Below are 22,835 nucleotides of genomic sequence, written 5' to 3'. Positions count from 1 at the left end.
TCAATCACAGCCCCGAGTAAGAGTGCATGCCTGGGAAGAACATGTTCACGATGGTGAAGTTCACAATAATCGCCACGTAACCGATCACAGCGATGACATTCGACCTTTTCAAGCTCCACCCACTTGTGGCGCGAGAGTGCAAATAAGCCGCGTAGATCACCCAGATAACAAAAGTCCATACTTCTTTGGGGTCCCAACTCCAATAGACGCCCCAGGCTTTCTGCCCCCAGATCGCTCCTGCAATGAGTGTGAAAGTCCACAACGGGAACGCAGTGATATGTAGGGCATAAGAGGCCCGATCCAGAGCCGCAGCGTCTGGAAGCAGTGCGAGCAATGAAGCCTGCTTACCTGTTCCTTCACGCAGTTTTCGTTCATGGCGAGCTTTAGCCAAATGAAGCAGCAACACCACGAATGCGAGCGTGAACACGGCTGTCGCCAAAATCGCGATCGGAACGTGAATAACCAGCCAGGTGGACTTCAATGATGGAACCAGTTCCGCTGCAGGGGCATACCACACTGTGATGGCAAGCCCGAGCATCAACAACACCGGCGTCACAACGAACACACCCATCCATTTGAGTGGTCGTTTCAGCCCCAATCCCAAAAAAACCGCCATAACGAGAAAAGCCGCGGCAACCGCAAACTCGAACATGTTCGATACAGGAGCTCGCTGCACGGAAAGACCTCGTAGCACCATCGACACAAACAAGGTCATGGTGCCGAGCCACCCCAGCATGGTTGCTATCGCACCGGAACGAGCATCGACTTCCTCAATTTTCCGGTTACTCAACTCCTCGACGGCTGAGCCGTGCAAGATTCCCAATCCGCTCGAGTCGAGAGAACCAATACCTGGGCGTTTTTCATTTTTGTCTGCTCTTCTGTCAGCTTCGGCTGGGACCGGAGCATTCCCGGCGGCTACTGGTGTCTGTTCGTTTTCTGCTGCAACGCGGCTGCCTCCGGTAGCAGCGCGAGCCACCCCCAAGAAGATTGCGTATCCGATCATGGCGCAGGACAGCATGGCCATGGCGGCGTAGAGGGCGTAGTTGGACAGCAACGCCAGCTGCTGGTTCGTCATCATGCCTGCCTCGGTGTATTGGGGTGGCCGTTGGTGGTTGTCGTTTCTTTGGCTTCGACAGCTGCGCAGAGCCTATGCGCCAGTTCAGTTATCGCGTCGTTCAGTAGAGGGTCTTCGCCGCGGGCGAGGCCACCGACGTGAACGGTGTTGTGTGTGGAGCCATTGTCGGTGGTGTCTGTGGTGACGCGGATGTAGACGCGTCGACGGCGAACGGTAAGAGAGACCATCAGGCCGATCAGTGCGACAAGGGAGGACACGAGCGCGAGTGTCTTGCCCGGATCGTAGCGGGTGGATAGGCCTGCCCAGCGGGGGATGTCTTGTTCGAGGGTGACGCTGCCCAGGTTGTTGGGCAGTTGCACGGTGTCACCGGGGCGTAGCCAGAGTTGGGCTGGTTTACCGTCGGCGTTTTTTACTTTGGTCATGCGGGTGGTGTCCAGGCTGTAGACGGATTGAGGGCCACCGGAATAGAGGTCACCGGTGTAAACGTCTAGTGCTAGGAGGGGGTTTTCGAGGTCAGGGTAGACAGATACGGGGCCGTTTTTATCGGTGAAAGCACTGGGTAGGAGCACTCCGGTGAATCCGAGTTGTTTGGGCTGTGCGCCTACGACTTTGACGGCTCCAGTGGAGGTGTAGACGCCGTCTTGGGGCAGGAAGGGTGTGGATTGCCGATAGAGCACCTCACCGTCTGGGTTCCGGACAGTGATGGTGGGGGCGTACCCGTTGCCGAGGAGATATGTCCAGGCGTCTCCGAATTGGAGAGGTGCGTTGACTGCGAGGGTTTTTTTGCTGGTTGTTCCATCGGGCATGGTGATGGTGGTTTGGGCGGAGAAGTCACGAGCCTGGCCGAATTGGGGGGCGTCTGGGCGATCTTGGAACTTGACGTGCAGCGAGTCGATGCGCAGTTGCCAAGGGTCGAGGGTGTTGGGGTTGACCCATGGTCCGGGCGCGAAGGTGTCGTAGCTGGAGACGTCGTTAACGAAGCCGGTGCCGACGGGGACGATGCGGTCTGCTTTCCAGCCGACGAGGTAGCCGATGGCCAGGGCCACGATGACGACAACTAGGCCCAGGTGGAAGGCGATGTTTCCGGTTTCGCGTAGGTGGCCGCGTTCGGCAGCGATGGAGCGGTCTTCGTCTGCGGGGCGCATGCGGAATCTGGCTTTTCCGAGCATGGCGCGGGCGGTGTGGAGGATGTCTTCTTCGCTGGCTGTGGTGGTGAAAGAGCTGTAGGCGGGGAGCCTGTTGAGGTTTCGTGGAGTGCGCGGTGGTAGGGAGCGCAGCGCTTTTATGTGTGCGCCGATGCGGGGAATGATGCAGCCGATGAGGCTGAGGACGAGCAGGAGGTAGATGGCGGAGAACCAGGGAGATATGAATACGTCGAAAAGTCCGACTGTGTCGAATATGGCTCCGATGGTTGGTCGTTGGTTGATCCATTGGGTGACGGCAACGGCGTTGGTGGTGCGTTGGGGAAGCATGGAGCCGGGGATGGCTGCGACGGCGATCAGCAGCAGTAGGAAGAGTGCCGTGCGCATAGATGTGATTTGTCGCCAGGCCCAGCGGGCCCATCCTCGTGGGCCGAGGCGTGGCTGGGAGCTGGGGGCTTGGGGTGGGGTGTGAGTGCTCATGTCCTGTTCCCGTTGCTGCCTGCCGGTGGGCTGGGTGTTAGAGGGCGGTCTGGAATCGGTTGACGAGGGTGGTTTGGAGGTAGTGGACGATAGTGTCCCATGCTCCGGTGAGCAGGAGCAGTCCGACGGTGAGCAGGAGCAGTCCTCCGGCGATGTGGATTGCGTGTTGGTGGCGGCGCAGCCAGGTGGAGGCGGTGAGGGCGTGTTGCCAGCCTGCGGCGATGAGCAGGAATGGGATGCCTAGTCCTGCGCAGTAGGCGATGCCTAGGAGCGCGCCGCGGGTGATGAGTCCGGTGTCGCCAGCGAGGTTGGTGGCTAGGGCGTAGATGACGGCGTAGGTCGGGCCCATGCAGGGTGCCCAGCCTAGGCCGAAGATGATTCCGAGCAGGGGGGCGCCGGCTAGGCCGGTGCGTGGTCGCCAGGTGGGTGTGTAGGTGCGTTGGGTGCCGAAGCCAAGGAAGATAAGTGCGAGGGCAATGATGATGATGCCGCCGAGGCGGGTGAGCCAGGGGGTGTAGTTGTGTAGGGCTGCGCCTGCTGCAGAGGCGAGGAGGGTACCGGTGATGAAGACGGTGCTGAATCCGAGGACGAATAGCGCGGCACCCAGGAGGGTGCGGTTTCGGATTGGGGTGGGCTGGTTGGGGGTGTTGGTGGTGTGAGCGATGCCGCCGACGTATCCGAGGAATCCTGGCACTAGGGGTAGGACGCAGGGGGATGCGAAGGAGATGCTTCCTGCGGCGAGGGATATGGCCAGGGCGAGGAGCAGGTTGCCGTCGGCGAGGACCTGTGTGAGGTCTGTCATGTGGTTTTTCCGTTGCGGACGTCGTCGATGAGTCCGGTGAGGGTTGAGGCGGTGGTGAGGGCTCCGGAGATGCGGGCGGCGACACGGCCTTGGGTGTCGATGACCAGGGTTGTGGGGGTGGCGTTGGCTAGGCCGTTGAGTGAGGAGGCGAGTTTGCGTTCGGGGTCGGTGAGTGAGGGGTAGGTCAGACCCCATGCTTTGGCTGCTGCAGAACCGGTTTCTGGGCTTTCACCGACGTTGATTCCGATGAATTGAACGTTGGGGTCTTTGCTGTAGGGGGCGTGTGCTTTTTCGAGTTGGGGTGCTTCGTTTTGGCAGGGTTGGCACCAGGAACCCCAGATGTTGAGTACGGTGATTTTTCCGCGGTTGTCGGTGATGTTCCAGGGGGCGCCGTCGAGAAGTTTTCCGTTGAGGTTGATGGGGTTTTTGCGTTGGTCGGCGGGTAGGCGTTGTACGGCGCCGTCTCCGGTGACGTAGCCGAGGTCGTCGCCGCGGCGGGCTTGGTCAGCGATGGTGTTGCCGCTGGTGCTGCAGGCGGTGAGGGTGGTGAGGGTGGCGGTGAGGAGAAGGGTGGTGAGGGTGCGTGGGGTGTTTTTCATGCGCCGACTCCTCCGGTGGAGCCTGGGTAGAGTTCGGCGGCTGGTTCGCTGTAGGCGATGGCGATGATTTCGTGGTCGCGCAGGGTGAAGCTGGTGATGGAGGCGAGGCCGCATTCGCGTTTGCGGGGGTCGTGCCATAGGCGGCGGCCTTCGACGGATAGGCGCAGTTCCCAGATGGGGAGTTGGTGGGAGACAGCGACAACGTCGGCTCCGTCGGCTAGTCGGTGGGATGCTTCGACGGCGGCGTGGAGGGCTTCGCGCATGCGGGTGGCGAGGTGGGTGTAGGGCTCGCCCCAGGAGGGGCGGAAGGGGTTGCGGATGAGTTTCCAGGTGGCGGGGTTGCGCAGGGAGGCTTGTCCTTGGCCGAATTTGTGTCCTTCGAAGGAGTTTTGGGCTTCGATGATGCGGGGGTCGGTGTAGATGGGCAGGTTGTGGGTGGCGGCGACGGGTTGGGCGGTTTCTTGGGCGCGTTCTAGCGGTGAGGAGACGACCAAGCCAATGGGGAAGTTGCGGAGGGATTGTGCTGCGAGTTCTGCCATGGCGTGGCCGCGTTCGGAGAGGTGGTAGTTGGGTAGGCGGCCGTAGATGATGCGTGCCGGGTTGTAGACCTCGCCGTGTCGCAGGAAGTGCACCGTGGTTTCGCGGCTGCTCTTGCTGCTTGTGCTCATCGTTGACGCCTTTCGTGCCGGTTTGTGGGGTCAGTTGGTGGTTGCTTGTGCGGCTGCGTTGGCTGCGGCGGGTAGGGCGGTAATGATCTGGTCGATGGCGGTGTCGTCGTGGGCTGCGCTGACGAACCAGGTTTCGTATGCGGAAGGGGGTAGGTGGACGCCGTTGCTGAGGAGGCTGTGGAAGAAGGCGGCGAAGGCGTGGGTGTTTTGGGTGCTGGCCTCGGCGTAGTTGCGGACTTCGCCTTCGCGGAAGAAGACGGAGAACATGGATCCTGCCCATCGAATGTGGTGGGGGACGCCTGCGGTGGTGAGGGCTTGGCTAGTGGCGTTGGCGATGGTGGTGGCGGTGGTGTGGATGCGGGTGTAGAGGTCTGGGGTGCAGGCGCGGAGTGTGGCTAGGCCTGCGGCTGAGGCGATGGGGTTTCCGGACAGGGTGCCTGCTTGGTAGACGGGGCCGTTGGGTGCCAGGTGGGCCATGTGTTCGGCTTTGCCTCCGAAGGCTGCTGCGGGGAACCCTCCGCCCATGACTTTGCCGAAGGTGAACAGATCGGGGGCTCCGGAGGCGGTGGGGCCTTCGTGGCCGTACCAGCCTGCAGCGGATACGCGGAAGCCGGTCATGACTTCGTCGGAGATCATCAGGGCGCCGTGTTGGCGGGTGATGGATCGGATGGTTTCGGTGAATCCGTCGGCGGGTGGGACGACTCCCATGTTGCCTGGGCAGGCTTCGGTGATGACGCAGGCGATGTCCTCGCCGTGGTTGGCGAAGGCTTCCTGGAGGGCTTGGGGGTTGTTGTAGGGAAGGACGATGGTTTCGGCGGCGGCGGTGGTTGGGACGCCTGCGGAGTCAGGTAGGGCGAGGGTGGCGATGCCTGAGCCTGCGTGTGCGAGGAGGGCGTCGACGTGGCCGTGGTAGTGGCCGGCGAATTTGACGATTTTGGAGCGTCCGGTGATGCCGCGGGCGAGGCGGACTGCGCTCATGGTTGCTTCGGTGCCGGAGTTGACGAGGCGGACTTGTTCGACTGGTTCGACGCGGGCGACGATTTCTTCGGCGAGGGCGACTTCGTTTTCGCTGGGGGTGCCGAAGCTGAAGCCTTTGTGGGCTGCGGTGGTGACGGCTTCGAGGACGTCGGGGTGTGCGTGGCCGAGGATCATTGGTCCCCAGGAGCAGACGAGGTCGACGTAGCGGCGTCCGTCGGCGTCGATGAGGTAGGGGCCGGAGGCGCTTTCCATGAACCGTGGGGTGCCGCCGACGGCGCGGTAGGCGCGTACGGGTGAGTTGACGCCGCCGGGGATGACTGCGCTGGCGCGGTCGAGGAGGTGTTCGGAGGCGGGGGCGGTCATGGGGTAAGGCATGGCCCCATCATGCCGCACGTGTCGCTGGGGGTCAGTTCTGCGTGTGATTGTGGTGTGTGTTGGGGTGGCTGTTGTTGGGGTGTGGTGGGTTATCCGAGCAGGTGGGCGGCGTGGAGGGCGTGGTAGGTGAGGATGGATCCGGCTCCGGCGCGGTTGAGGCAGGTGAGTGATTCGAGGATGGCGCGGTCGCGTTCGAGCCAGCCGTTGGCTGCGGCGGCTTCGAGCATGGCGTATTCGCCGGAGACTTGGTAGGAGCAGACGGGGACGTTGACGTTGGCTGCGATGGTGGCTAGGACGTCCAGGTAGGGCATGCCGGGTTTGACCATGACGATGTCGGCGCCTTGTTCGATGTCGAGTTCGGTTTCTAGGAGGGATTCGGCGATGTTGGCTGGGTCTTGTTGGTAGGTTTTGCGGTCGCCGGTCAGGGATGAGGAGACAGCTTCGCGGAAGGGTCCGTAGTAGGCGGAGGCGTATTTGGCGGAGTAGGCGAGGATGATGGTGTCGGTGTGTCCGGCTTGGTCGAGGGCGTCGCGGATGACGCCGATTTGGCCGTCCATCATTCCGGAGGGGCCGACGATGTGGGCTCCTGCGTTGGCTTGGGATACGGCCATGGATGCGTAGCGTTCGAGGGTGGCGTCGTTGTCGACGTAGGTGTTTCCGCGGCTGTCGGTTGCTAGGACGCCACAGTGGCCGTGGTCGGTGAATTCGTCGAGGCAGGTGTCGGCCATGACGAGTAGGTCGTCGCCTACGGTGTCGCGGACGCGGGAGAGTGCGGTGTTGAGGATGCCGTTGGGGTCGTCGGCGCCGGAGCCGGTGGCGTCTTTGTGGGTGGGTACGCCGAAGAGCATGATGCCGCCGATTCCGGCGGTTGCTGCTTCGCGGGCTGTGGTGAGTAGGGAGTCCATGCAGTGTTGGACGACTCCGGGCATGGAGGTGATGGGGGTGGGGTGGTCGGTGTCTTCGGCGATGAAGACGGGAAGGATGAGTTGGGCTGGGTGGAGTCTGGTTTCGGCGACGAGTCGGCGGATGGCGGGGGTGCTGCGTAGGCGGCGGGGGCGGCGGCGTAGGGATTCGTGGTTGGCGTTCATGGCTTCTCCGGCTGCGTGGTGGTGTGGTTTTAGGTGTTTTTTGGGTGGGTTGGGTTGGTTTGTGCGTAGGTGGCGAGTGCTTCGACGAGTGCTTCGGAGGTTGCGTGTGAGGGGATGATGTCCACGCGTAGTCCTGCGTTGCGTGCGGCGGTGGCTGTGGAGGGTCCGATGCAGGCGATGAGGGTGTTGGGGTGGGGTGGGCCGGTGAGTTTGATGAGGTTGTTGACGGTAGAGGCTGAGGTGAATAGGGCGGCATGGTAGGAGCCGTTGGTGATGGCGGCGTGGATTTCTGGTGGGGGTGGTGGTGCGGGTGTGGTGCGGTAGGCGGTGACATCGATGGGGTTCCAGCCGAGTTTGCGTAGGCCTTCGGGTAGGAGGGGTGGGGCGATGTCGGCGCGGGGTAGGAGGATGTCTGTGGGGGTGGTGGTGGCGGTGGGCCAGATGTCTAGGAGTCCGGCGGCGCTGAAGCGGTGGGGTGGGGTCAGGATGGTGTTGATGCCCCAGGTGTTGAGGGCGGCGTGGGTGACGCCTCCGACGCAGGCGACGCGGGTGTGGGTGAAGTGGGTGTTGCTGGGTTGGTTGGGGTGGAGTTGTTCGAGGGTTTTTCGGGTGGCGGTGACGGCGTTGATGCTGGTGAAGATGGTCCAGGCGAATCGGCCGGTGGGTAGGTCGACCAGTGCGTTGTGCAGGGGGGTTGGGTCTTGGGGTGGGGTGATGCAGATGGTGGGTACGGCGTGGCCGTGGGCGCCGTGGCGGGCGAGGGCGGTGATGGTGGCGGCGGCTTGTTCGGGGGTTCTGGGGACGAGTACGCGCCAGCCGTGGAGTGCAGGTGGGGTGGTCACGTTAGTGCTGGGTGGGTTGTTCGGCCAGTACGTGTTCGCGTAGTTCGGTTCCGACCTCGATGGCGAGGCGTTCGGCTTGGCAGGTGGGGGCGGTGCGGCGTAGGCGGATGGGCCCGGTGGTGGTTTGGACGAAGGTGTCGAGCAGGATATGGGGTTCGGTGTCGGTGGCTGGTGGGGTGAGCCCGGTGGCGGTGGCGGCTTCAGTTGCGGTGAGGAGTTGGGCGTAGACGCCGATAGGTGCGGTGCATCCGGCTTCGAGGGTGGCCAGGACGGTGCGTTCGATGTGTGTTTCGAGGCGGCTGGTGGGGTTGTCGATGAGGGCGAGGGCTTGGCGGATGTCGGTGCTGTCGCTGCGGCATTCGATGGCTAGGGCGCCTTGGCCTGCTGCGGGTAGAACTGTGTTGGTGGGGAGGTATTGGCTGATGCGGTCGGTGAGGCCGAGGCGGCGGATTCCGGCTCCGGCGAGGATGACGGCGTGGAGGCGGCCTTCGTCGACGTGGGCGATGCGGGTGCCGACGTTGCCGCGGATGGGTTTGAGGTTTAGGTCGGGGCGAATGGCGTGGAGTTGGGCGGCACGGCGGGGTGAGCCGGTGCCAATGGTGGCGCCGTGTGGAAGTTCTTCGAGGGTTTCGTTGTTGGCGCTGATGAGTACGTCGCGGACGTCTTCGCGGGTGGGGATGGCGGCGATGGTCAGTCCGGTGTGGGGGGCGACGGGGAGGTCTTTGAGTGAGTGGACGGCGAAGTCAACGTCGCTACTTAGGAGGCGGTGGCGTAGTGCGGATGCGAAGACTCCGGTTCCGCCGATTTGGGTGAGGGGGGCCATGTTGATGTCGCCCTCGGTGATGACCTCGACGAGTTCAGATTCCACCCCAGCTTGAGCGAGTTGATCTCGTACCCACCTGGATTGGGTGGTGGCGAGTGCGCTGCGGCGGGTTCCGAGCTTGAGGGTGCGGCTCAACGGTTCAGTCTCCTGGGGTCCATGATGGCTCCGGCGACTTCGCCGGGCATGGGTGCGCGAGGCCCTACGGTGGGTGGGGCCGATACGGTGGCGGTTTCGGTGGCGTCGAGGTCGAAGAGTGCGCGCAGGGCTCCGGTGTAGTCACCGAGTGGTGATGATGCGAGTTCTTTGACGCGCACGGTGGGGGTGTGCAGGATTTTTGTGGCGACGCGGCGGACTGATTGTTCGATTTCGGCGCGGACTTTGGGGTCGAGGTCGGTGGGTAATTTGGTTGCCAGTCGCGCGAGTTCTGCTTTGACGACGTCGGCGGATTGGCGTCGTAGTGCAGCGACAGTGGGGGCGACCTCGGATTGGCGTCGCATGAGCATGAATTCGGCGACTTCGGCGGTGACGAGGTCGGTTACTTCGGAAACAGCTGAAGCGGTGGCGTCTCCGCCGCGCAGGGATTCACCGATCACGGCGAGGTCTGCAACGTAGGCGTGTTCGGTGACTTCAGGGGCGATGTCGCGAGGTAGCGCGAGATCGAGGTAAGCCTGTGGGCGGCCTTGGCGGGCTTGGGCGATGCGGGCGGCCATGTCGCCGGTGACGATGTGGTCGGTTGCGCCGGTGCAGGCAACGATGAGGTCGGCGCGGGTGAGGTGGGTGTCGAGGTCGTCCCAGTCGCCGCTGGTGAGGCCGAGTCCGGATGAGAGGTGGTCGGCTTTGGCTCGGGTTCGGTTGATGACCAGGACGTCGGTGATTCCTGCGCGGACGAGGGTGGTGGCGGCCAGGGCGCTGATTGCTCCGGCACCCATGACAACGACGCGTTTGGTGTTGAGGTCGCCGATGGCTTGTGTGCATAGGTGCAGGCCGCGTTCAACGAGTGAGGGTCCTGCTTTATCGATAGCGGTGTCGGAGTGGGCTTTTTTCCCAACGCGTAGGGCTTGTTGGAAGAGGGTGTTGAGTACCGGGCCTGCTGTTTCGTGGCGTTGAGCGTCAGCGAGGGCTGCGCGCATTTGCCCGAGAATTTGAGCTTCGCCGACGGCCATTGAGTCCAGTCCACAGGCGACGGAGAATGCGTGGGCTACGGCGCGGTCTTCGTAGTGGACGTATAGGTGGTCGGCCAGGTCGGCGCGGCAGACTCCGCTGGCCATTTCAAGGGCGTCGCCGATGTCGTCGATGGCTCCGTGGAAGGTGCGGGCTTCGGCATACACCTCGATGCGGTTGCAGGTGGTGATGAGTGCCGATTCGGCGATGTGTTGCGAGGAGCGCAGGCTGTCGCGGAGGGCAGCGATGCCGTTGGCGTCGAGGCTGGCGCGTTCCAAGAGGTCCAGCGGGGATGTGCGGTGAGACAGCCCCAACACGACAAGACTCACGTGTTGCTCCTCCTACGGCGTTTTCCCGAGTTGGTGTTTCCCGGGGGCGGGCCCGGTGTGAGGGTCCGTTGGTTCTGCGACGGTAGTGCCTACTTTTGGCACTCTTCTCACGATAGGCCAGTTCAATTGCTTGATCGGCGATTCGGAGAGAGTGAGGACATACCGTTCAGTTTTGGCTGTTTTGTTGCATACGTTCGGTTAACTCTGCGCGCAAACGAGATTCGCTCACTCGCCAGTAGTCGTGTGGCTCACCGTCGATGTATGTGACAGGGATCTGCTCCCACAGGATGGGGTCTGGGTCAGTCATGTCGGGGAGAGATTTCTCCTCGAAACCAACTGAGAGTTGGTCAGCGACTCGGGTCACAACATCACGGGCCAGGTCACACAGGTGGCATCCAGGCTTAGTGATCAGGGTGATCGTCGGCACATGCGAATCCATGCCTAAAACTCTAGTGCCGCTGCACCTGCTCCACGGCATCAGCCCGTGTGGTTGGGGTTTTTGCGCAGTGGCCGGGTGGCGCCATGGGCACAGGAACGGGGCCGACCGGTGCATCCGGTGACCCCGTGCGGACACGTTGTCCGGGAGACAACGTGTCGCCCCCCGGACTCGGTGTCACTTCTTGTTACGACGCTGGTGACGCGTCTTACGAAGCAGCTTGCGGTGCTTCTTCTTGGCCATGCGCTTGCGGCGCTTCTTGATCACAGATCCCATGGGGACACCTCAATCATCGTTGTCGGAGCGGCCGGTACGGGATCTCGTGCATTACGAGCCTCGTCACGTCCACTACATTCGGCCGACCATTCGATTCGGCATTCGGCTCGAATCCGCAGCTCGTGCTGCGGCGTTCGGCTGCATGAAGGTGACGGCTCGGCAACTCGTGAGGTGCACGTTCCGCTACATCAGCAGCCCCCGAGGCGGGTGCGAACCGGGGCCGGGCAGTTGACGGTCTGGGCAATCGTACTCCGGGCGCATGCCTGTACCCAAAGCCAGTTGACCGCTGCGTGTGGCCATGCTGGTGGGACGGCTGCGCTGATCAGTCATACCAGGCATCCAGACCGTGATAACTGAACACGGCCTCCCGGGTTGCCATCACAGCGGCATCAAGGCTATTGCCGGGGTCATATCCGTGTTCCCAAGAACGGAAAGCCACATGCCCATTCTCATAGGCACCATCCCCCATAGTCTCGGGCAAATCAGCACTGATCTGGTAGGCGTGATTAAGCCAGCTAGTCGGGATAGCAGTAGCCACATCAACAGGGCGATGCGCCGCAATGGCCACAAGGTGACTCCACGTGCGAGGAACTACAGAAACAGGCTGGTATCCCCCTCCCCCTAATGCAACCCAACGTCCTTCGCACAGCTCGTGAGCCAAGTCATGCAACTGAGTCATCACGGCACGTTGAGCATCAACAGAGATAGCTAGATGCGTAAGAGGATCGGTGTAATGCGTATCGGCGCCGTGCTGACTAACAAGGATCTGGGGACGAAAGGCACGCAGCAAGGCAGGCACGGTGGCATCAATAGCGCGTAACCACTGCGCATCACGCGTCTGTGTGGGAAGAGCGAGATTCACCGCGCAGCCCAGTGCTTCCACTCCCCCGATCTCACGCGGGAACCCCGTGCCAGGAAAAAGAATTTTTCCGGTTTCATGAACAGAGAGCGTCAAGACGCGGGGATCATCCCAGAAAGCCCCCTCCACGCCATCGCCGTGATGAGCATCAACATCGACATAAGCAACACGTGTGGCCCCTGCCTGCAGAAGCCAGTCAATGGCCATGACTGCATCGTTATATACACAGAACCCAGCTGCTCGATCACGCATCGCATGGTGAAGACCACCGGTGAAGTTCACCCCGTGATCCATATGACCACTCCACACCTGCTCGGCAATCAAGCGCGACCCATCAGCGATCCGCGCACTCACCTCATGCATACCCACGAACGCCGGATCATCTTCAGTGCCTAAACCAAAGCGAGGATCTGCCGCTCGTGGATCAATCGAAGCCCGCTGCACAGCAGCGATGTACTGCGGGTCATGAACCCGCACTAACGCCTCAGTGGAAGCCTCCACCGGAGAGACCATTACCACCGCATCTGCGAACAAACCCAGTGCGTGGCACAGCCGCGCAGTCAGATCTAAACGCACGGGATCCATCGGGTGCCCCGTACCGAAGTTGTATCGAGTGAACCCCTCATCCCACACGACACTCACGCGTGCGTCGTCCATGCGGGCAGGCTACGCGAGCTGACCTCCTTAGGCGGCACATCGACAGGCCTACCGCCAAAAGAGCCTCTGCGCAGACTTAGCGCCCCAAAGCCAGACTCAACGCAATCTCTTCGGAGCTTGCCTCTTGCGAAGCTTCTTCGCCAGCGCTGTGCACTCGCATTGGGCGGCGATGCTCAGTGGGGCGGAATCCGAAACTGCTCGCGAAGGCTACCCCTCGGGCATTTTCGGTGCCTACCCAATACAGCAGCTGACCCCGCTCATGGGCGGTAGCCACCTGAGCCGCTTCTTGCACCAGTCGAGATGCGAGCCCCGTTCCTCGCAAATCTGCAGCTACCCACAGCCCGAACACCTCTGAGGCGTTTTCGAATAGGTCGTCACTGAGACGAACTGAAGCAATCCCAACAGGGCGCCCATCTTGTTCAGCAACCAACCGCGAGGAACGCTTCACCCGGTCTTTCCATAACTGGTCATCGGCTGCGGCCTCGTCCTCATATTTGGCCGCGAATCCTTCTGGTGACTCTTTAAGAGCGCGCAGGCGGCCCTCGCGGTACACCTGCCAGTCATCTTCACCCAGGATACGAATGGAAATATCGGTCATATGTTTGAAGGCCTTTCTGCTCGGGGCGCGTGGCCCGCATCCCGCCCGTGAAGCAGGGGGCCACGCACGAGATCTTCGTGCCCGTCTTTCCCATCGACCGCTCGCAGAAGGTGCACAGACCCATTTGCCATGAGATTAACAGCGCACCTTCACGACTTTGCCTGGGTAAGAGGTATCGGCCTCAGCAATAGAACGAACACTGCACAAACGCCGAGTAAACACCCCGTAGCCAACGAAAAGCATTGAATACCAATATTTTTATGGTTAGCCCAGTTCGCGAGAACGGTCACGGCAGGCAACCATGCCATCAAGAACAGCCGACTCGAACCCCCCACGAGACATCTGCGCCAACGCCGCTGCTGTCGTCCCTCCAGGCGAAGTGACTTGCTCCCGAAGTTCTCCTGGGCGCACCCCCGACTCAGCCAGCATCAACGCCGCCCCTTGAGCTGTAGCCACGGCCAATGTGGTGGCATCATCACGCGTCAACCCCAACAACACACCACCATCAACCATTGCCTCCACCAAGCGATACACGTATGCCGGGCCCGAACCACTGACTGCAGTGACAGCCTCGATGTATTGTTCCTGCACTTCAACGAAAGTGCCCACTGCCCCAAACAGAGCACGCACTCGCTCCATCTGCTTTTCATCAACATGTGCCCCTGGCGTCAAGGATGCTGCCCCCGCGCGCAGCAAAGCTGGCGAGTTGGGCATCACCCTTACCACTGCAACGCCATCGGGAAGCGCCTGAGCCATGGTGTCCAACGAAACCCCGGCCGCCACGCTCACCACCACAGCGTCATCACGCAAGGACGCCCCAATCTCACCCAACACTTCGGTAACCTGCGCAGGTTTAACCCCGATAAGCACCACGTCTGCATCTTTGACCGCATCGCAGTTCTCATCGGCCACTTTCACACCGAAGCTTTCCCACTCTTCTTTGGTCTGCTCAGAACGGGTGCTGACCACCACGTTCTGCCGCTCAAGCCCTTCTGAGATCGCACCTTTAACGATTGCGCCTGCCATCGTGCCTGCTCCAATTGCTGCCAGCTTCGTGATGGCTTCTGCAACAGCACTGGAGTTGTTTGTGCTCTGTTCCATCTGCACTCCTTCGTCTCGACCGGTCTCATCCTTCATCGCTTATCGCTTTCCTCGCGCTTTGGCACGCCGAGCAGCTTTAGTGGGTCGAAACAAAGCCAAAAATTGCCCCGGCTGGTCGGCGACTCTGCCCATCAGGTAGGGGTACCAGTCTCGCCCGAACGGCACGAGCACCCTCATGCGGTCGCCTCGGTCAGCGATCGTGGCTTCGGCAATCGGGTGGGTCCCCATCCGTAGGTGGTATTCGAATGTTCCTGCTTGCCGTTCCCCTGCAGCTACCAGAGCCTCGGAAATTTCCACCACACGACGATCTGCAGCCGAGACAGAAAACGTTGCAGAGCTTCGCATCAACTCTGTTAAAGAGCGCACATACGCCAGGTCGGTGTCGCGAGCGCCGTGAGTTTCGTCTTCGCCGCCGCGGGCTTCATCGGTTCCGTAGGAAAGTCGGACGCGGCATTGGCTATCGATGCGTTCGAGAATGTCTTGTTCGGTGCGTTTACGCATCGACCACAGCTCTACTCCTGTGTCGGGGTAGTCCCGTCGGAGGGCGTCGGTGAATGAGAGGGTGTCGCTGGCGGGCAGGCCTGGTTCGCTTTCGATGAGGACGCGGGCGCCCATTTCTGTGGCGGTGTGTGTGATTCTGCGGGCGTGTTCGAGAGCGAGTTCGTGTCCGTTGTTGGGTAGGCGTGCGCCAAGAGCTCCGGGGCGTATGGCGATTTCGATGCGTTCTTCGACGTTGTAGCCAGCTTGTACGGTGCGTCGCAGGGCTTTGCGTAGCCGTTTGCGGTGGGTGCGGGCTTGTGTTGTGTCCAGTGGGTCCGGGGCTAGGTGGCTGATGGTGACGTATCGTCCGCGGGCGAGGAGCTCACCGGTGGCGTTGAGGGCGTCGGTGGCGGTTTCGCCAGCGACGAATTTGGATACGACGTGGGAGTTGACCGATCTGGTCTCCACGAAGGTTCGGAATCTCGGGTCGTGGGCCATGCGCAGCAGCATGGTTGCGGGGCTGACATCGTTTTTCACCAAGCGGAACCTCTCGCGCAGTCAGGCGACGTCGGCGGGTGGGTCGCCGGTGTCAGTCTTGCAGACCGTTGCGTTGTGCGCCGCGGCGTAAGTGGGTGCGGGCGAATTCGACTGTTTCTCTGAGGTCTTTTTCGCGCTGGGCGTCGTTGGCTTTGCGGGTGCTTACTTCGGTGGCGATGACTCCGTCCCAGCCGGTTTGGCCAAGGTCGGCGAGAAAGTCGGCGATGGGCATGTTTCCTCGGCCGGGGACGAGGTGTTCGTCCATGAATGATCCGGTGCCGTCGCCAAGGTGAATATGGTGTAGACGGGTGCCGAGCTGTTTTTTCATTGCCATGACGTCGTCGTGGGCGATTGCCGCGTGGGAGAAGTCGAGGGTGACGTGGGCATAGTCGAAGTCGACGGGGTTCCATCCGGGCCGGTAGACCTGCATCCAGACTGATCCGGCTCGCCAGGGAAACATGTTTTCTACGGCGAGGATGGCACCGGTGCTGGCTTCGCGGGCGGCGACTCCTTCGGCGAATTCGCGGGCATATTCGCGTTGCCAGCGAAATGGTGGGTGTAGGACGACGGTGTTGGTGCCCACGGCGTGGGCTAGGTCGATAGAGCGGTCGATTTTTTCCCAGGGGTCGTTTGTTCCCCAGACGCGTTGGGATACCAGCAGGGTGGGTGCGTGGATGGACAGGATGGGGGTGTTGTATTTGTCGGCCAGGGCGGTGAGTGTGTCGGCGTTTTGTGTTGCTGGGTCTCCTAGCACCATCACTTCGACACCGTCGTAGCCGGTGCGTGCGGCCATTTCGAACCCGTCTTGGAGTTTTTTGGGGTAGACGGAGGAGGTACCGAGGGTGACTTTCGGTATCTGTGGGGGCGTCGATTGCTCCTGGCTCACGTTTCCACTGTAGTGAGGGTGCTTGTGCGTTCCGAGTAGTGAGGCATACGTGCGGTGGGTGGTTGTGCTACGGCTGCGTTGTCGGTGGGGGCGCCTAGGGTGGCTGCCATGGTGGTTGGTAAGGAAAGCGGTAAGCGCGGTAAGGGCGAGAAGTCGACGTGGCGTTGTACTGAGTGTGGCTGGTCGACGGCCAAGTGGGTGGGTCGTTGTGCGCGCTGTCAGGAGTGGGGAACGGTGGCAGAGGTGGAGTCCTCGGGGGCTGCGCGGACGGTGGCAGCTCATGTTGTTGCCCCTGCTGCTCCGATTACGAGTGTTGATGTCACTCCTGCTGATGCTCGCCCGACTGGGGTGTTTGAGTTTGATCGGGTGTTGGGTGGTGGGTTGGTTAGCGACGCGGTGGTGTTGCTTGCTGGGGAGCCTGGGATTGGGAAGTCGACGTTGTCTTTGGATGTGGCTGGTCGTGCAGCGCGGTCGGGGTTGCGGGTGTTGTATGTCTCGGGTGAGGAGTCGGCTGCTCAGGTTGCGACGAGGGCGCGGCGTATTGGGGCGGATCATGAGAATTTGTTGCTTGCTTCTGAGGGTGATTTGGGCACTGTGCTGGGGCATATTGAGGCGGCTTCACCGCAGTTGCTTGTCGTGGATTCTGTGCAGACATTGGCTAGTGCGCAGGTTGATGGTTCGCCGGGGAATGTGGCTCAGGTGAGGGAGGTAACGGCTGCGCTGGTTCAGACTGCGAAGTCGGGTGGGTTTGCTTCGATTTTGGTCGGGCATGTGACTAAGGACGGGACGATCGCTGGGCCGCGGGTGTTGGAGCACCTCGTGGATGTGGTTCTGCATTTTGAAGGTGAGCGTGGGTCTCGGTTGCGGATGATCCGGGCGGTGAAGAACCGGTTTGGCCCTACGGATGAGGTGGGGTGTTTTGATTTGTCGGAGTCCGGGATTGAGGGGTTGTCTGATCCGAGTGGGTTGTTTTTGTCTTCGCGGGATGTGGTGGTTCCTGGCACTGCGGTGAGTGTGACGTTGGAGGGTCGGCGTCCGCTGGTGGTGGAGGTGCAGGCGTTGTTGGCACGCACTAAGGCAGCTATGCCTAGGCGCACTACTTCTGGGTTGGATTCTTCGCGAGTGTCGATGATTTTGGCTGTGTTGGAGCGTCATGCGCATGTGCCGATGAGTGATTGTGACTGTTATGTGTCAACCGTGGGTGGGGTTCGTATTGCTGAGCCTGCGTCGGATTTGTCAGTTGCGATTGCGGTGACTGGCTCGGTGGTGGATAGGCCGATTGCGCCGGGGTTGTTGGCCTTGGGTGAAGTGGGGTTGGCTGGTGATGTGCGTCGTGTCACTGGTGTGCAGAAACGCCTGACGGAGGCGGCTCGGTTGGGGTTTACGCACGCGATTGTGCCGCATGGTTCGATCGATATTGCTGATGTGCCTCAAGGGATGCACGTAGCTCGAGTGAGCACTGTTGCTGAGGCGATTGATGCTGCTTTGGGGTTGCCCGGTGGTGGGCATCAACGGCCTGAGAGTCGGGGGGCTAGACGCGGGGTTAGGCGTGATCGTTCAGGCCCGGGTGGGCGTTCTGAGGCGGACAGTGTTGGGGTTCGTGGGGGGCCGCGGCCGCTGGCGGATGTGCCTGGGCTTACCGGAACGCATGATCAAACGGCGCGTCTAGACAGTCCTGAGGGGCTGCAGACCAGTGAAACACCGGGCACGTAGACTGCAGGGGACCAACAGCGGCGGTGAATGTCACGGCAAATGCTGACGCTCACGTCGCACACCAGCCCCACAGTGGTGGCCCCACGGCCGAAGGGTGATTTTCGTGAGTCTGGACCCCACCGAGCTAATGCGGAGCACTCTGGCAAAAGTCGCGCCTGGCACTGAGCTGCGCGATGGCATCGAGCGAATCATTCGGGGCCGTACAGGGGCCCTGGTGGTGCTCGGCCATGACGAGGTGGTGGAGTCGATCGCTTCAGGCGGCTTCCCCTTGGACATCGCTTTTTCTGCTACTCGTTTACGTGAGCTGGCAAAGATGGACGGGGCCGTCATCATTGATCCGGAGTCGAACCGGATCACGCGTGCTGCCACCCAGCTCGTACCTGACGCCAGTATCGAAACAAGCGAATCAGGCACACGGCACAGGACAGCTGAGCGAGTTTCTAAGCAGACGGGCTTCCCTGTCGTTTCCGTCAGCCAGTCGATGCAACTGGCTGCCGTGTATGTCAGCGGTGCCCGACACGTTTTGGAAGGGTCAGCGGCGATCATTTCGAAAGCGAATCAAGCCGTTCAAACCCTTGAGCGATACAAGAACCGCTTCGACGAAGTGGCGGGCTCGCTTTCGGCGCTGGAAGTCGAAGACATGGTGACTGTCCGGGATGTGGCAATGGTGCTGCAGCGCGTGGAGATGCTGGGCCGGATCGCTGCGGAAATATCTGGCTACGTCAATGAGCTGGGTACTGACGGGCGGTTGTTAACGCTACAGCTGGAAGAAATGTCGGCAGGGATGGACCGTGAACGTGACAACGTGGTCCGGGACTATATCGCTGAAGAAACCGACCGTGACGTGGATTCAGTCATGGCCGAAATGAGCATCCTTAATGCTACAGAATTATTGAATTTGTCAAACGCAGCAGCTGCGTTGGGATATTCAGGCCTTCCTGAACGTCTGGATGATCCGGTACGGCCGCGTGGTTACCGCATGCTGTATAAGATTCCCCGGATCCCGCGACTCATCACTGACCGCTTGGTAGAACATTTCGGCGCCTTGCAGCCCATGCTGTCCGCGACCGTAGACGACCTGCAGGCAGTTGACGGGATTGGTGAGGCCCGAGCCCGCACAGTGCGGGAAGGCCTATCGCGATTGACTGAATCGAGCGTGCTGGAGCGTTACGTGTGAGTGCAGCTGTCATCACTGAACCGGTATGTCCTGACCGGCTAGTGAGTGTTCATGACGCCGTCATGAACTGGTTTGACGAAAATGGTCGCCCCCTGCCCTGGCGTGATCCCAACTGTTCGCCGTGGGGTGTTTATCTTTCCGAAGTAATGAGTCATCAGACTCCCGTCGCGCGCGTGGAGCCTGTCTGGCGTCACTGGCTCAATCGTTGGCCTGAGCCTGCCGCACTGGCTGCTGAGCCTTCAGGTGAGGCGGTCCGAGAGTGGGGGCGGCTTGGCTACCCGCGCCGGGCACTGCGGCTACATGAGTCGGCAGGCGTGATGGTAGACCACTATGACGGTCAGGTTCCCGGCACGTATGAGGATCTGCTCGCATTGCCTGGGGTGGGGCCTTACACGGCGGCAGCTGTGGCCGCTTTCGCGTTCGGGCAGCGCACTACTGTTTTGGATATCAATATCCGCCGAGTTCAGGCTCGTCTTTTCCGCGGTATGCCTTTGCAAGATCCTTCGCTGACTCGATACGAGTCGACGTTGGCAGCACAGCTAGTGCCAGAAGAAGCAAACGCAAGCGTGCGCTGGAACGCGGCTGTGATGGAGTTGGGCGCGCTGGTGTGCACTGCGCGTTCTCCGCGCTGCCAGGTCTGTCCTGTACGCGCAGAATGCGCGTGGGTGGCGCAGGGCTGCCCCGCATATGACGGTCCCGCTCGACGCGCACAAGCCTGGGAAGGCACGGACCGGCAGGTGCGTGGCCGAATCGTGGCGTTGCTACGTGCCAGCACTGCTCCAGTAGATGCCGAAGAGATCATCTCGGTGTGGGCGGACACAGCTCAGCGTGAGCGCTGCTTGGAGAGTCTTCTCGTTGATGGGCTCGTGCAGCGTGTCGGGTCACAAGACCACCCTGCTTACCAGCTTCCTACGTAGACAGCCACTGACCGCTGTGAGTATGGCAACGGCTGGGGCCGGTTGCGGCGTTCTTAGCCACAACCGGCCCCAGCCGTTGCCATACGTGTTTTAGCTTTGTGCCGCTGAGGCTTCACCCGTTCCGTCGCTGCCGTCTGAACGAGGCACATCTGTGCCCGAGTCAGCATTGTCGGAGGAGTCTGCACCCTCGGTAGAAGCGATCAGCTCATCTACCTCTTTGCGGTAAGTGCCAGTGAACGACAGCTTCTCATCTTCACCTTCACCTTCGGTGTCGATCGTGACAACTTCGCCTGCGCCAACTTCACCGAACAGGATCTTCTCGGACAAGACATCTTCGATGTTGCGTTGGATCGCACGGCGCAGCGGGCGCGCACCGAGCACGGGGTCGTAGCCACGCTTGGCCAGCCAACGCTTGGCGGCATCGGTGAGTTCTAGACCCATGTCTTTGTCTTTCAACCGCTCATCGACTCGAGCGATCATCAGATCAACGATCTGAACGATTTCTTCCTCGTTCAGCTGCGGGAACACGATGATGTCATCCACGCGGTTGAGGAACTCGGGACGGAAGTTCTGCTTCAGCTCGTCCTGAACCTTGACCTTCATCCGCTCGTAGTTGGATGTGTTGTCTTCGACCTGAGCGAAACCGAGGCTGACAGCCTTGCTGATGTCCCGGGTACCCAAGTTGGTCGTCATGATGATGACGGTGTTCTTAAAGTCCACGACACGGCCTTGCGCGTCGGTCAAGCGGCCATCTTCCAAAATCTGCAGAAGGCTGTTGAAGATGTCCGGGTGGGCTTTCTCCACCTCATCAAACAAAACCACGGAGAACGGTTTACGCCGCACCTTTTCGGTGAGCTGGCCGCCTTCTTCGTAACCGACGTATCCGGGCGGGGAACCGAACAGACGCGACACGGTGTGCTTCTCAGCAAATTCGGACATGTCCAGGGTGATGAGGGAGTCCTCTTCACCAAACAGGAACTCGGCCAATGTCTTGGCCAGTTCGGTCTTACCAACACCGGTGGGGCCAGCGAAGATGAACGAACCGGAGGGGCGGCGCGGGTCTTTCAGGCCAGCGCGGGTACGGCGGATCGACTGCGACAAGGCTTTGATCGCGTCGTCCATGCCCACGATCCGCTTGTGCAGCTCTTCTTCCATGCGCAGCAGGCGGCTGGACTCTTCTTCGGTGAGTTTGAAGACAGGAATGCCTGTCGAGGCAGCGAGCACCTCAGCGATTAGCTCTTCGTTCACCTCGGCGACGACATCCATGTCGCCGTTCTTCCACTCGGTTTCGCGTTTTTCTTTCGCTTCGATGAGCTGACGTTCGTCATCGCGCAGCGAAGCTGCTTTCTCGAAGTCTTGCCCATCGATTGCGGCTTCTTTTTCACGCCGCACGTGTGCGATTTTCTCGTCGAACTCGCGCAGGTCCGGCGGTGCAGTCATCCGCTTGATCCGCAGGCGTGCGCCTGCCTCATCGATAAGGTCGATCGCTTTGTCCGGTAGGTAGCGGTCGTTGATGTACCGGTCTGCCAATGTGGCCGCCGAGACTAGCGCTGCATCTGTAATGGAAACGCGGTGGTGCGCTTCGTACCGGTCACGCAGACCTTTAAGGATCTCGATCGTGTGGGCCAGCGACGGCTCGGCCACCTGAATCGGCTGGAAACGGCGTTCCAGTGCTGGGTCTTTCTCGATGTGCTTGCGGTACTCGTCCAGGGTCGTTGCACCGATGGTCTGTAGCTCCCCACGAGCTAGCATCGGCTTGAGAATGCTGGCTGCGTCGATCGCGCCTTCAGCCGCGCCAGCTCCAACAAGTGTGTGGATCTCATCAATGAACAGGATGATGTCACCGCGCGTCTTAATCTCTTTGAGAACTTTTTTCAGTCGCTCTTCGAAGTCACCGCGGTACCGCGAGCCAGCCACCAGAGCACCCAAGTCCAGGGTGTAGATGTGCTTGTCTTTCAACGTTTCTGGGACTTCACCGCGCACGATGTCTTGTGCTAGCCCTTCAACCACAGCTGTTTTTCCAACGCCGGGCTCACCGATGAGGATTGGGTTGTTCTTAGTGCGGCGGGAGAGGACTTGCATAACCCGCTCGATCTCTTTAGCCCGTCCGATGACTGGGTCAAGTTTGTTTTCACGCGCGGCCTGGGTGAGGTTCCTACCGAACTGATCCAGCACCAGCGAACCTGCAGGGGTCCCTTCGGCCTGTCCACTAGCTCCAGCACCTACGCCAGCACCAGCTGTTTCTTTACCTTGGTAGCCCGAAAGCAGCTGGATCACGGTCTGGCGGACCTTGTTCAGGTCTGCGCCGAGCTTGACCAAAACCTGTGCCGCGACGCCTTCGCCTTCACGGATCAGCCCAAGCAGGATGTGCTCGGTCCCGATGTAGTTGTGGCCAAGCTGCAGCGCCTCACGCAGCGACAGTTCGAGGACCTTCTTAGCGCGCGGAGTGAATGGGATGTGCCCGCTGGGCGCCTGCGTGCCCTGGCCGATGATTTCCTGCACCTGCTCACGCACTGCATCCAGCGAGATGCCGAGGCTCTCCAATGCCTTAGCGGCGACACCCTCGCCCTCATGAATGAGACCAAGGAGGATGTGCTCGGTCCCGATGTAGTTGTGGTTAAGCATCCGCGCTTCTTCTTGCGCGAGCACCACCACACGACGGGCCCGATCCGTGAACCTCTCGAACATGTATTGCTCCCTCGCTGTCGAGTTCCCTCGATGCTATCCGTATAGACCGTCGCGATCAGTGACGTGTTTTGAGTGACGCAGAGGCGAACTCGCATCATCACATCAAGGATGTCAAGTCCTCCGACGGTATTCGAAAAGAACAACAAGA

Annotated in this window: 21 protein-coding genes; 3 read left to right on the top strand and 18 right to left on the bottom strand. The window is 61.0% G+C overall.

Annotation, left to right across the window (positions count from 1 at the left end; translation table 11 throughout):
- Positions 1 to 4: 4 nt before the first annotated feature.
- The 17 genes from ccsB to CKV89_RS03275 form a co-directional block, all read right to left on the bottom strand.
- On the bottom strand, positions 5 to 1,078 hold the full coding sequence (gene ccsB / locus CKV89_RS03355) for a c-type cytochrome biogenesis protein CcsB (RefSeq protein ID WP_231935436.1): 1,074 nt from the start codon (positions 1,076 to 1,078) through the stop codon (positions 5 to 7).
- Complete coding sequence (gene resB / locus CKV89_RS03350) at positions 1,075 to 2,697, bottom strand: cytochrome c biogenesis protein ResB (protein WP_051277653.1); 1,623 nt, start codon at positions 2,695 to 2,697, stop codon at positions 1,075 to 1,077. The genes ccsB and resB overlap by 4 nt, the downstream gene beginning before the upstream one ends.
- 37 nt (positions 2,698 to 2,734) lie before the next feature.
- Positions 2,735 to 3,499, bottom strand: a complete 765-nt coding sequence (locus tag CKV89_RS03345) for a cytochrome c biogenesis CcdA family protein (protein ID WP_028327591.1) — start codon at positions 3,497 to 3,499, stop codon at positions 2,735 to 2,737.
- The gene (locus tag CKV89_RS03340) at positions 3,496 to 4,098 is read right to left on the bottom strand and encodes a TlpA family protein disulfide reductase (RefSeq protein WP_028327590.1); all 603 of its coding nucleotides are present in this window, start codon (positions 4,096 to 4,098) and stop codon (positions 3,496 to 3,498) included. The genes CKV89_RS03345 and CKV89_RS03340 overlap by 4 nt, the downstream gene beginning before the upstream one ends.
- Positions 4,095 to 4,766, bottom strand: coding sequence for a histidine phosphatase family protein (locus CKV89_RS03335; protein ID WP_028327589.1), 672 nt, complete (start codon positions 4,764 to 4,766; stop codon positions 4,095 to 4,097). The genes CKV89_RS03340 and CKV89_RS03335 overlap by 4 nt, the downstream gene beginning before the upstream one ends.
- A gap of 30 nt (positions 4,767 to 4,796) precedes the next feature.
- Positions 4,797 to 6,119, bottom strand: a complete 1,323-nt coding sequence (gene hemL / locus CKV89_RS03330) for a glutamate-1-semialdehyde 2,1-aminomutase (RefSeq protein ID WP_028327588.1) — start codon at positions 6,117 to 6,119, stop codon at positions 4,797 to 4,799.
- An 89-nt stretch (positions 6,120 to 6,208) separates the two neighbouring features.
- Positions 6,209 to 7,207, bottom strand: a complete 999-nt coding sequence (gene hemB / locus CKV89_RS03325) for a porphobilinogen synthase (protein ID WP_028327587.1) — start codon at positions 7,205 to 7,207, stop codon at positions 6,209 to 6,211.
- A 29-nt stretch (positions 7,208 to 7,236) separates the two neighbouring features.
- Positions 7,237 to 8,049: a uroporphyrinogen-III synthase gene (locus CKV89_RS03320; protein ID WP_051277652.1), complete on the bottom strand. Its 813-nt coding sequence runs from the start codon at positions 8,047 to 8,049 to the stop codon at positions 7,237 to 7,239.
- Position 8,050: 1 nt separating this feature from the next.
- A complete protein-coding gene (gene hemC, locus CKV89_RS03315; protein ID WP_051277651.1) occupies positions 8,051 to 9,007 on the bottom strand; it encodes a hydroxymethylbilane synthase in 957 nt (318 codons plus the stop codon).
- Positions 9,004 to 10,362, bottom strand: coding sequence for a glutamyl-tRNA reductase (locus tag CKV89_RS03310; protein ID WP_028327586.1), 1,359 nt, complete (start codon positions 10,360 to 10,362; stop codon positions 9,004 to 9,006). Before CKV89_RS03310 ends, hemC begins: the two co-directional genes overlap by 4 nt.
- A gap of 166 nt (positions 10,363 to 10,528) precedes the next feature.
- Positions 10,529 to 10,801 carry a glutaredoxin family protein gene (locus CKV89_RS03305; protein ID WP_028327585.1) on the bottom strand — a complete coding sequence of 91 codons (273 nt, stop codon included), beginning with the start codon at positions 10,799 to 10,801 and terminating at the stop codon, positions 10,529 to 10,531.
- A 174-nt stretch (positions 10,802 to 10,975) separates the two neighbouring features.
- On the bottom strand, positions 10,976 to 11,074 hold the full coding sequence (locus CKV89_RS03300; protein ID WP_003792170.1) for a 30S ribosomal protein bS22: 99 nt from the start codon (positions 11,072 to 11,074) through the stop codon (positions 10,976 to 10,978).
- Positions 11,075 to 11,396: 322 nt separating this feature from the next.
- The gene (locus CKV89_RS03295; protein WP_028327584.1) at positions 11,397 to 12,590 is read right to left on the bottom strand and encodes an acetoin utilization protein AcuC; all 1,194 of its coding nucleotides are present in this window, start codon (positions 12,588 to 12,590) and stop codon (positions 11,397 to 11,399) included.
- 76 nt (positions 12,591 to 12,666) lie between these two features.
- Positions 12,667 to 13,188 carry a GNAT family N-acetyltransferase gene (locus tag CKV89_RS03290; protein ID WP_028327583.1) on the bottom strand — a complete coding sequence of 174 codons (522 nt, stop codon included), beginning with the start codon at positions 13,186 to 13,188 and terminating at the stop codon, positions 12,667 to 12,669.
- Positions 13,189 to 13,452: 264 nt separating this feature from the next.
- Entirely contained in the window at positions 13,453 to 14,289 is an 837-nt protein-coding gene (gene proC, locus CKV89_RS03285; protein ID WP_084441264.1) for a pyrroline-5-carboxylate reductase, read from the bottom strand.
- A 39-nt stretch (positions 14,290 to 14,328) separates the two neighbouring features.
- The gene (locus tag CKV89_RS03280) at positions 14,329 to 15,306 is read right to left on the bottom strand and encodes a proline dehydrogenase family protein (RefSeq protein ID WP_028327581.1); all 978 of its coding nucleotides are present in this window, start codon (positions 15,304 to 15,306) and stop codon (positions 14,329 to 14,331) included.
- 52 nt (positions 15,307 to 15,358) lie between these two features.
- Positions 15,359 to 16,192, bottom strand: coding sequence for a sugar phosphate isomerase/epimerase family protein (locus tag CKV89_RS03275; RefSeq protein ID WP_051277649.1), 834 nt, complete (start codon positions 16,190 to 16,192; stop codon positions 15,359 to 15,361).
- Between the two features lie 108 nt (positions 16,193 to 16,300).
- Between CKV89_RS03275 and radA the strand changes: the two genes are divergently transcribed.
- The 3 genes from radA to CKV89_RS03260 all read left to right on the top strand — a co-directional run bounded on the left by radA (position 16,301) and on the right by CKV89_RS03260 (position 19,999).
- Positions 16,301 to 17,905 (top strand): DNA repair protein RadA, encoded by a 1,605-nt coding sequence (radA, locus tag CKV89_RS03270; RefSeq protein ID WP_084441220.1) that lies wholly within the window; start codon positions 16,301 to 16,303, stop codon positions 17,903 to 17,905.
- 127 nt (positions 17,906 to 18,032) lie between these two features.
- Positions 18,033 to 19,082 (top strand): DNA integrity scanning diadenylate cyclase DisA, encoded by a 1,050-nt coding sequence (gene disA, locus CKV89_RS03265; protein ID WP_084441260.1) that lies wholly within the window; start codon positions 18,033 to 18,035, stop codon positions 19,080 to 19,082.
- 62 nt (positions 19,083 to 19,144) lie between these two features.
- Positions 19,145 to 19,999, top strand: a complete 855-nt coding sequence (locus tag CKV89_RS03260; RefSeq protein ID WP_034401414.1) for an HhH-GPD family protein — start codon at positions 19,145 to 19,147, stop codon at positions 19,997 to 19,999.
- 90 nt (positions 20,000 to 20,089) lie between these two features.
- On the opposite strand, the gene CKV89_RS03255 is transcribed toward CKV89_RS03260, so the two are convergent.
- The gene (locus tag CKV89_RS03255) at positions 20,090 to 22,687 is read right to left on the bottom strand and encodes an ATP-dependent Clp protease ATP-binding subunit (protein WP_084441218.1); all 2,598 of its coding nucleotides are present in this window, start codon (positions 22,685 to 22,687) and stop codon (positions 20,090 to 20,092) included.
- Positions 22,688 to 22,835 lie beyond the last annotated feature (148 nt).

The organism is Dermatophilus congolensis (genome assembly GCF_900187045.1).
Lineage (GTDB): Bacteria > Actinomycetota > Actinomycetes > Actinomycetales > Dermatophilaceae > Dermatophilus > Dermatophilus congolensis.
The sequence above is the reverse complement of the archived record's forward strand: the minus strand, read 5'-3'. Positions and strand labels throughout refer to the sequence as shown.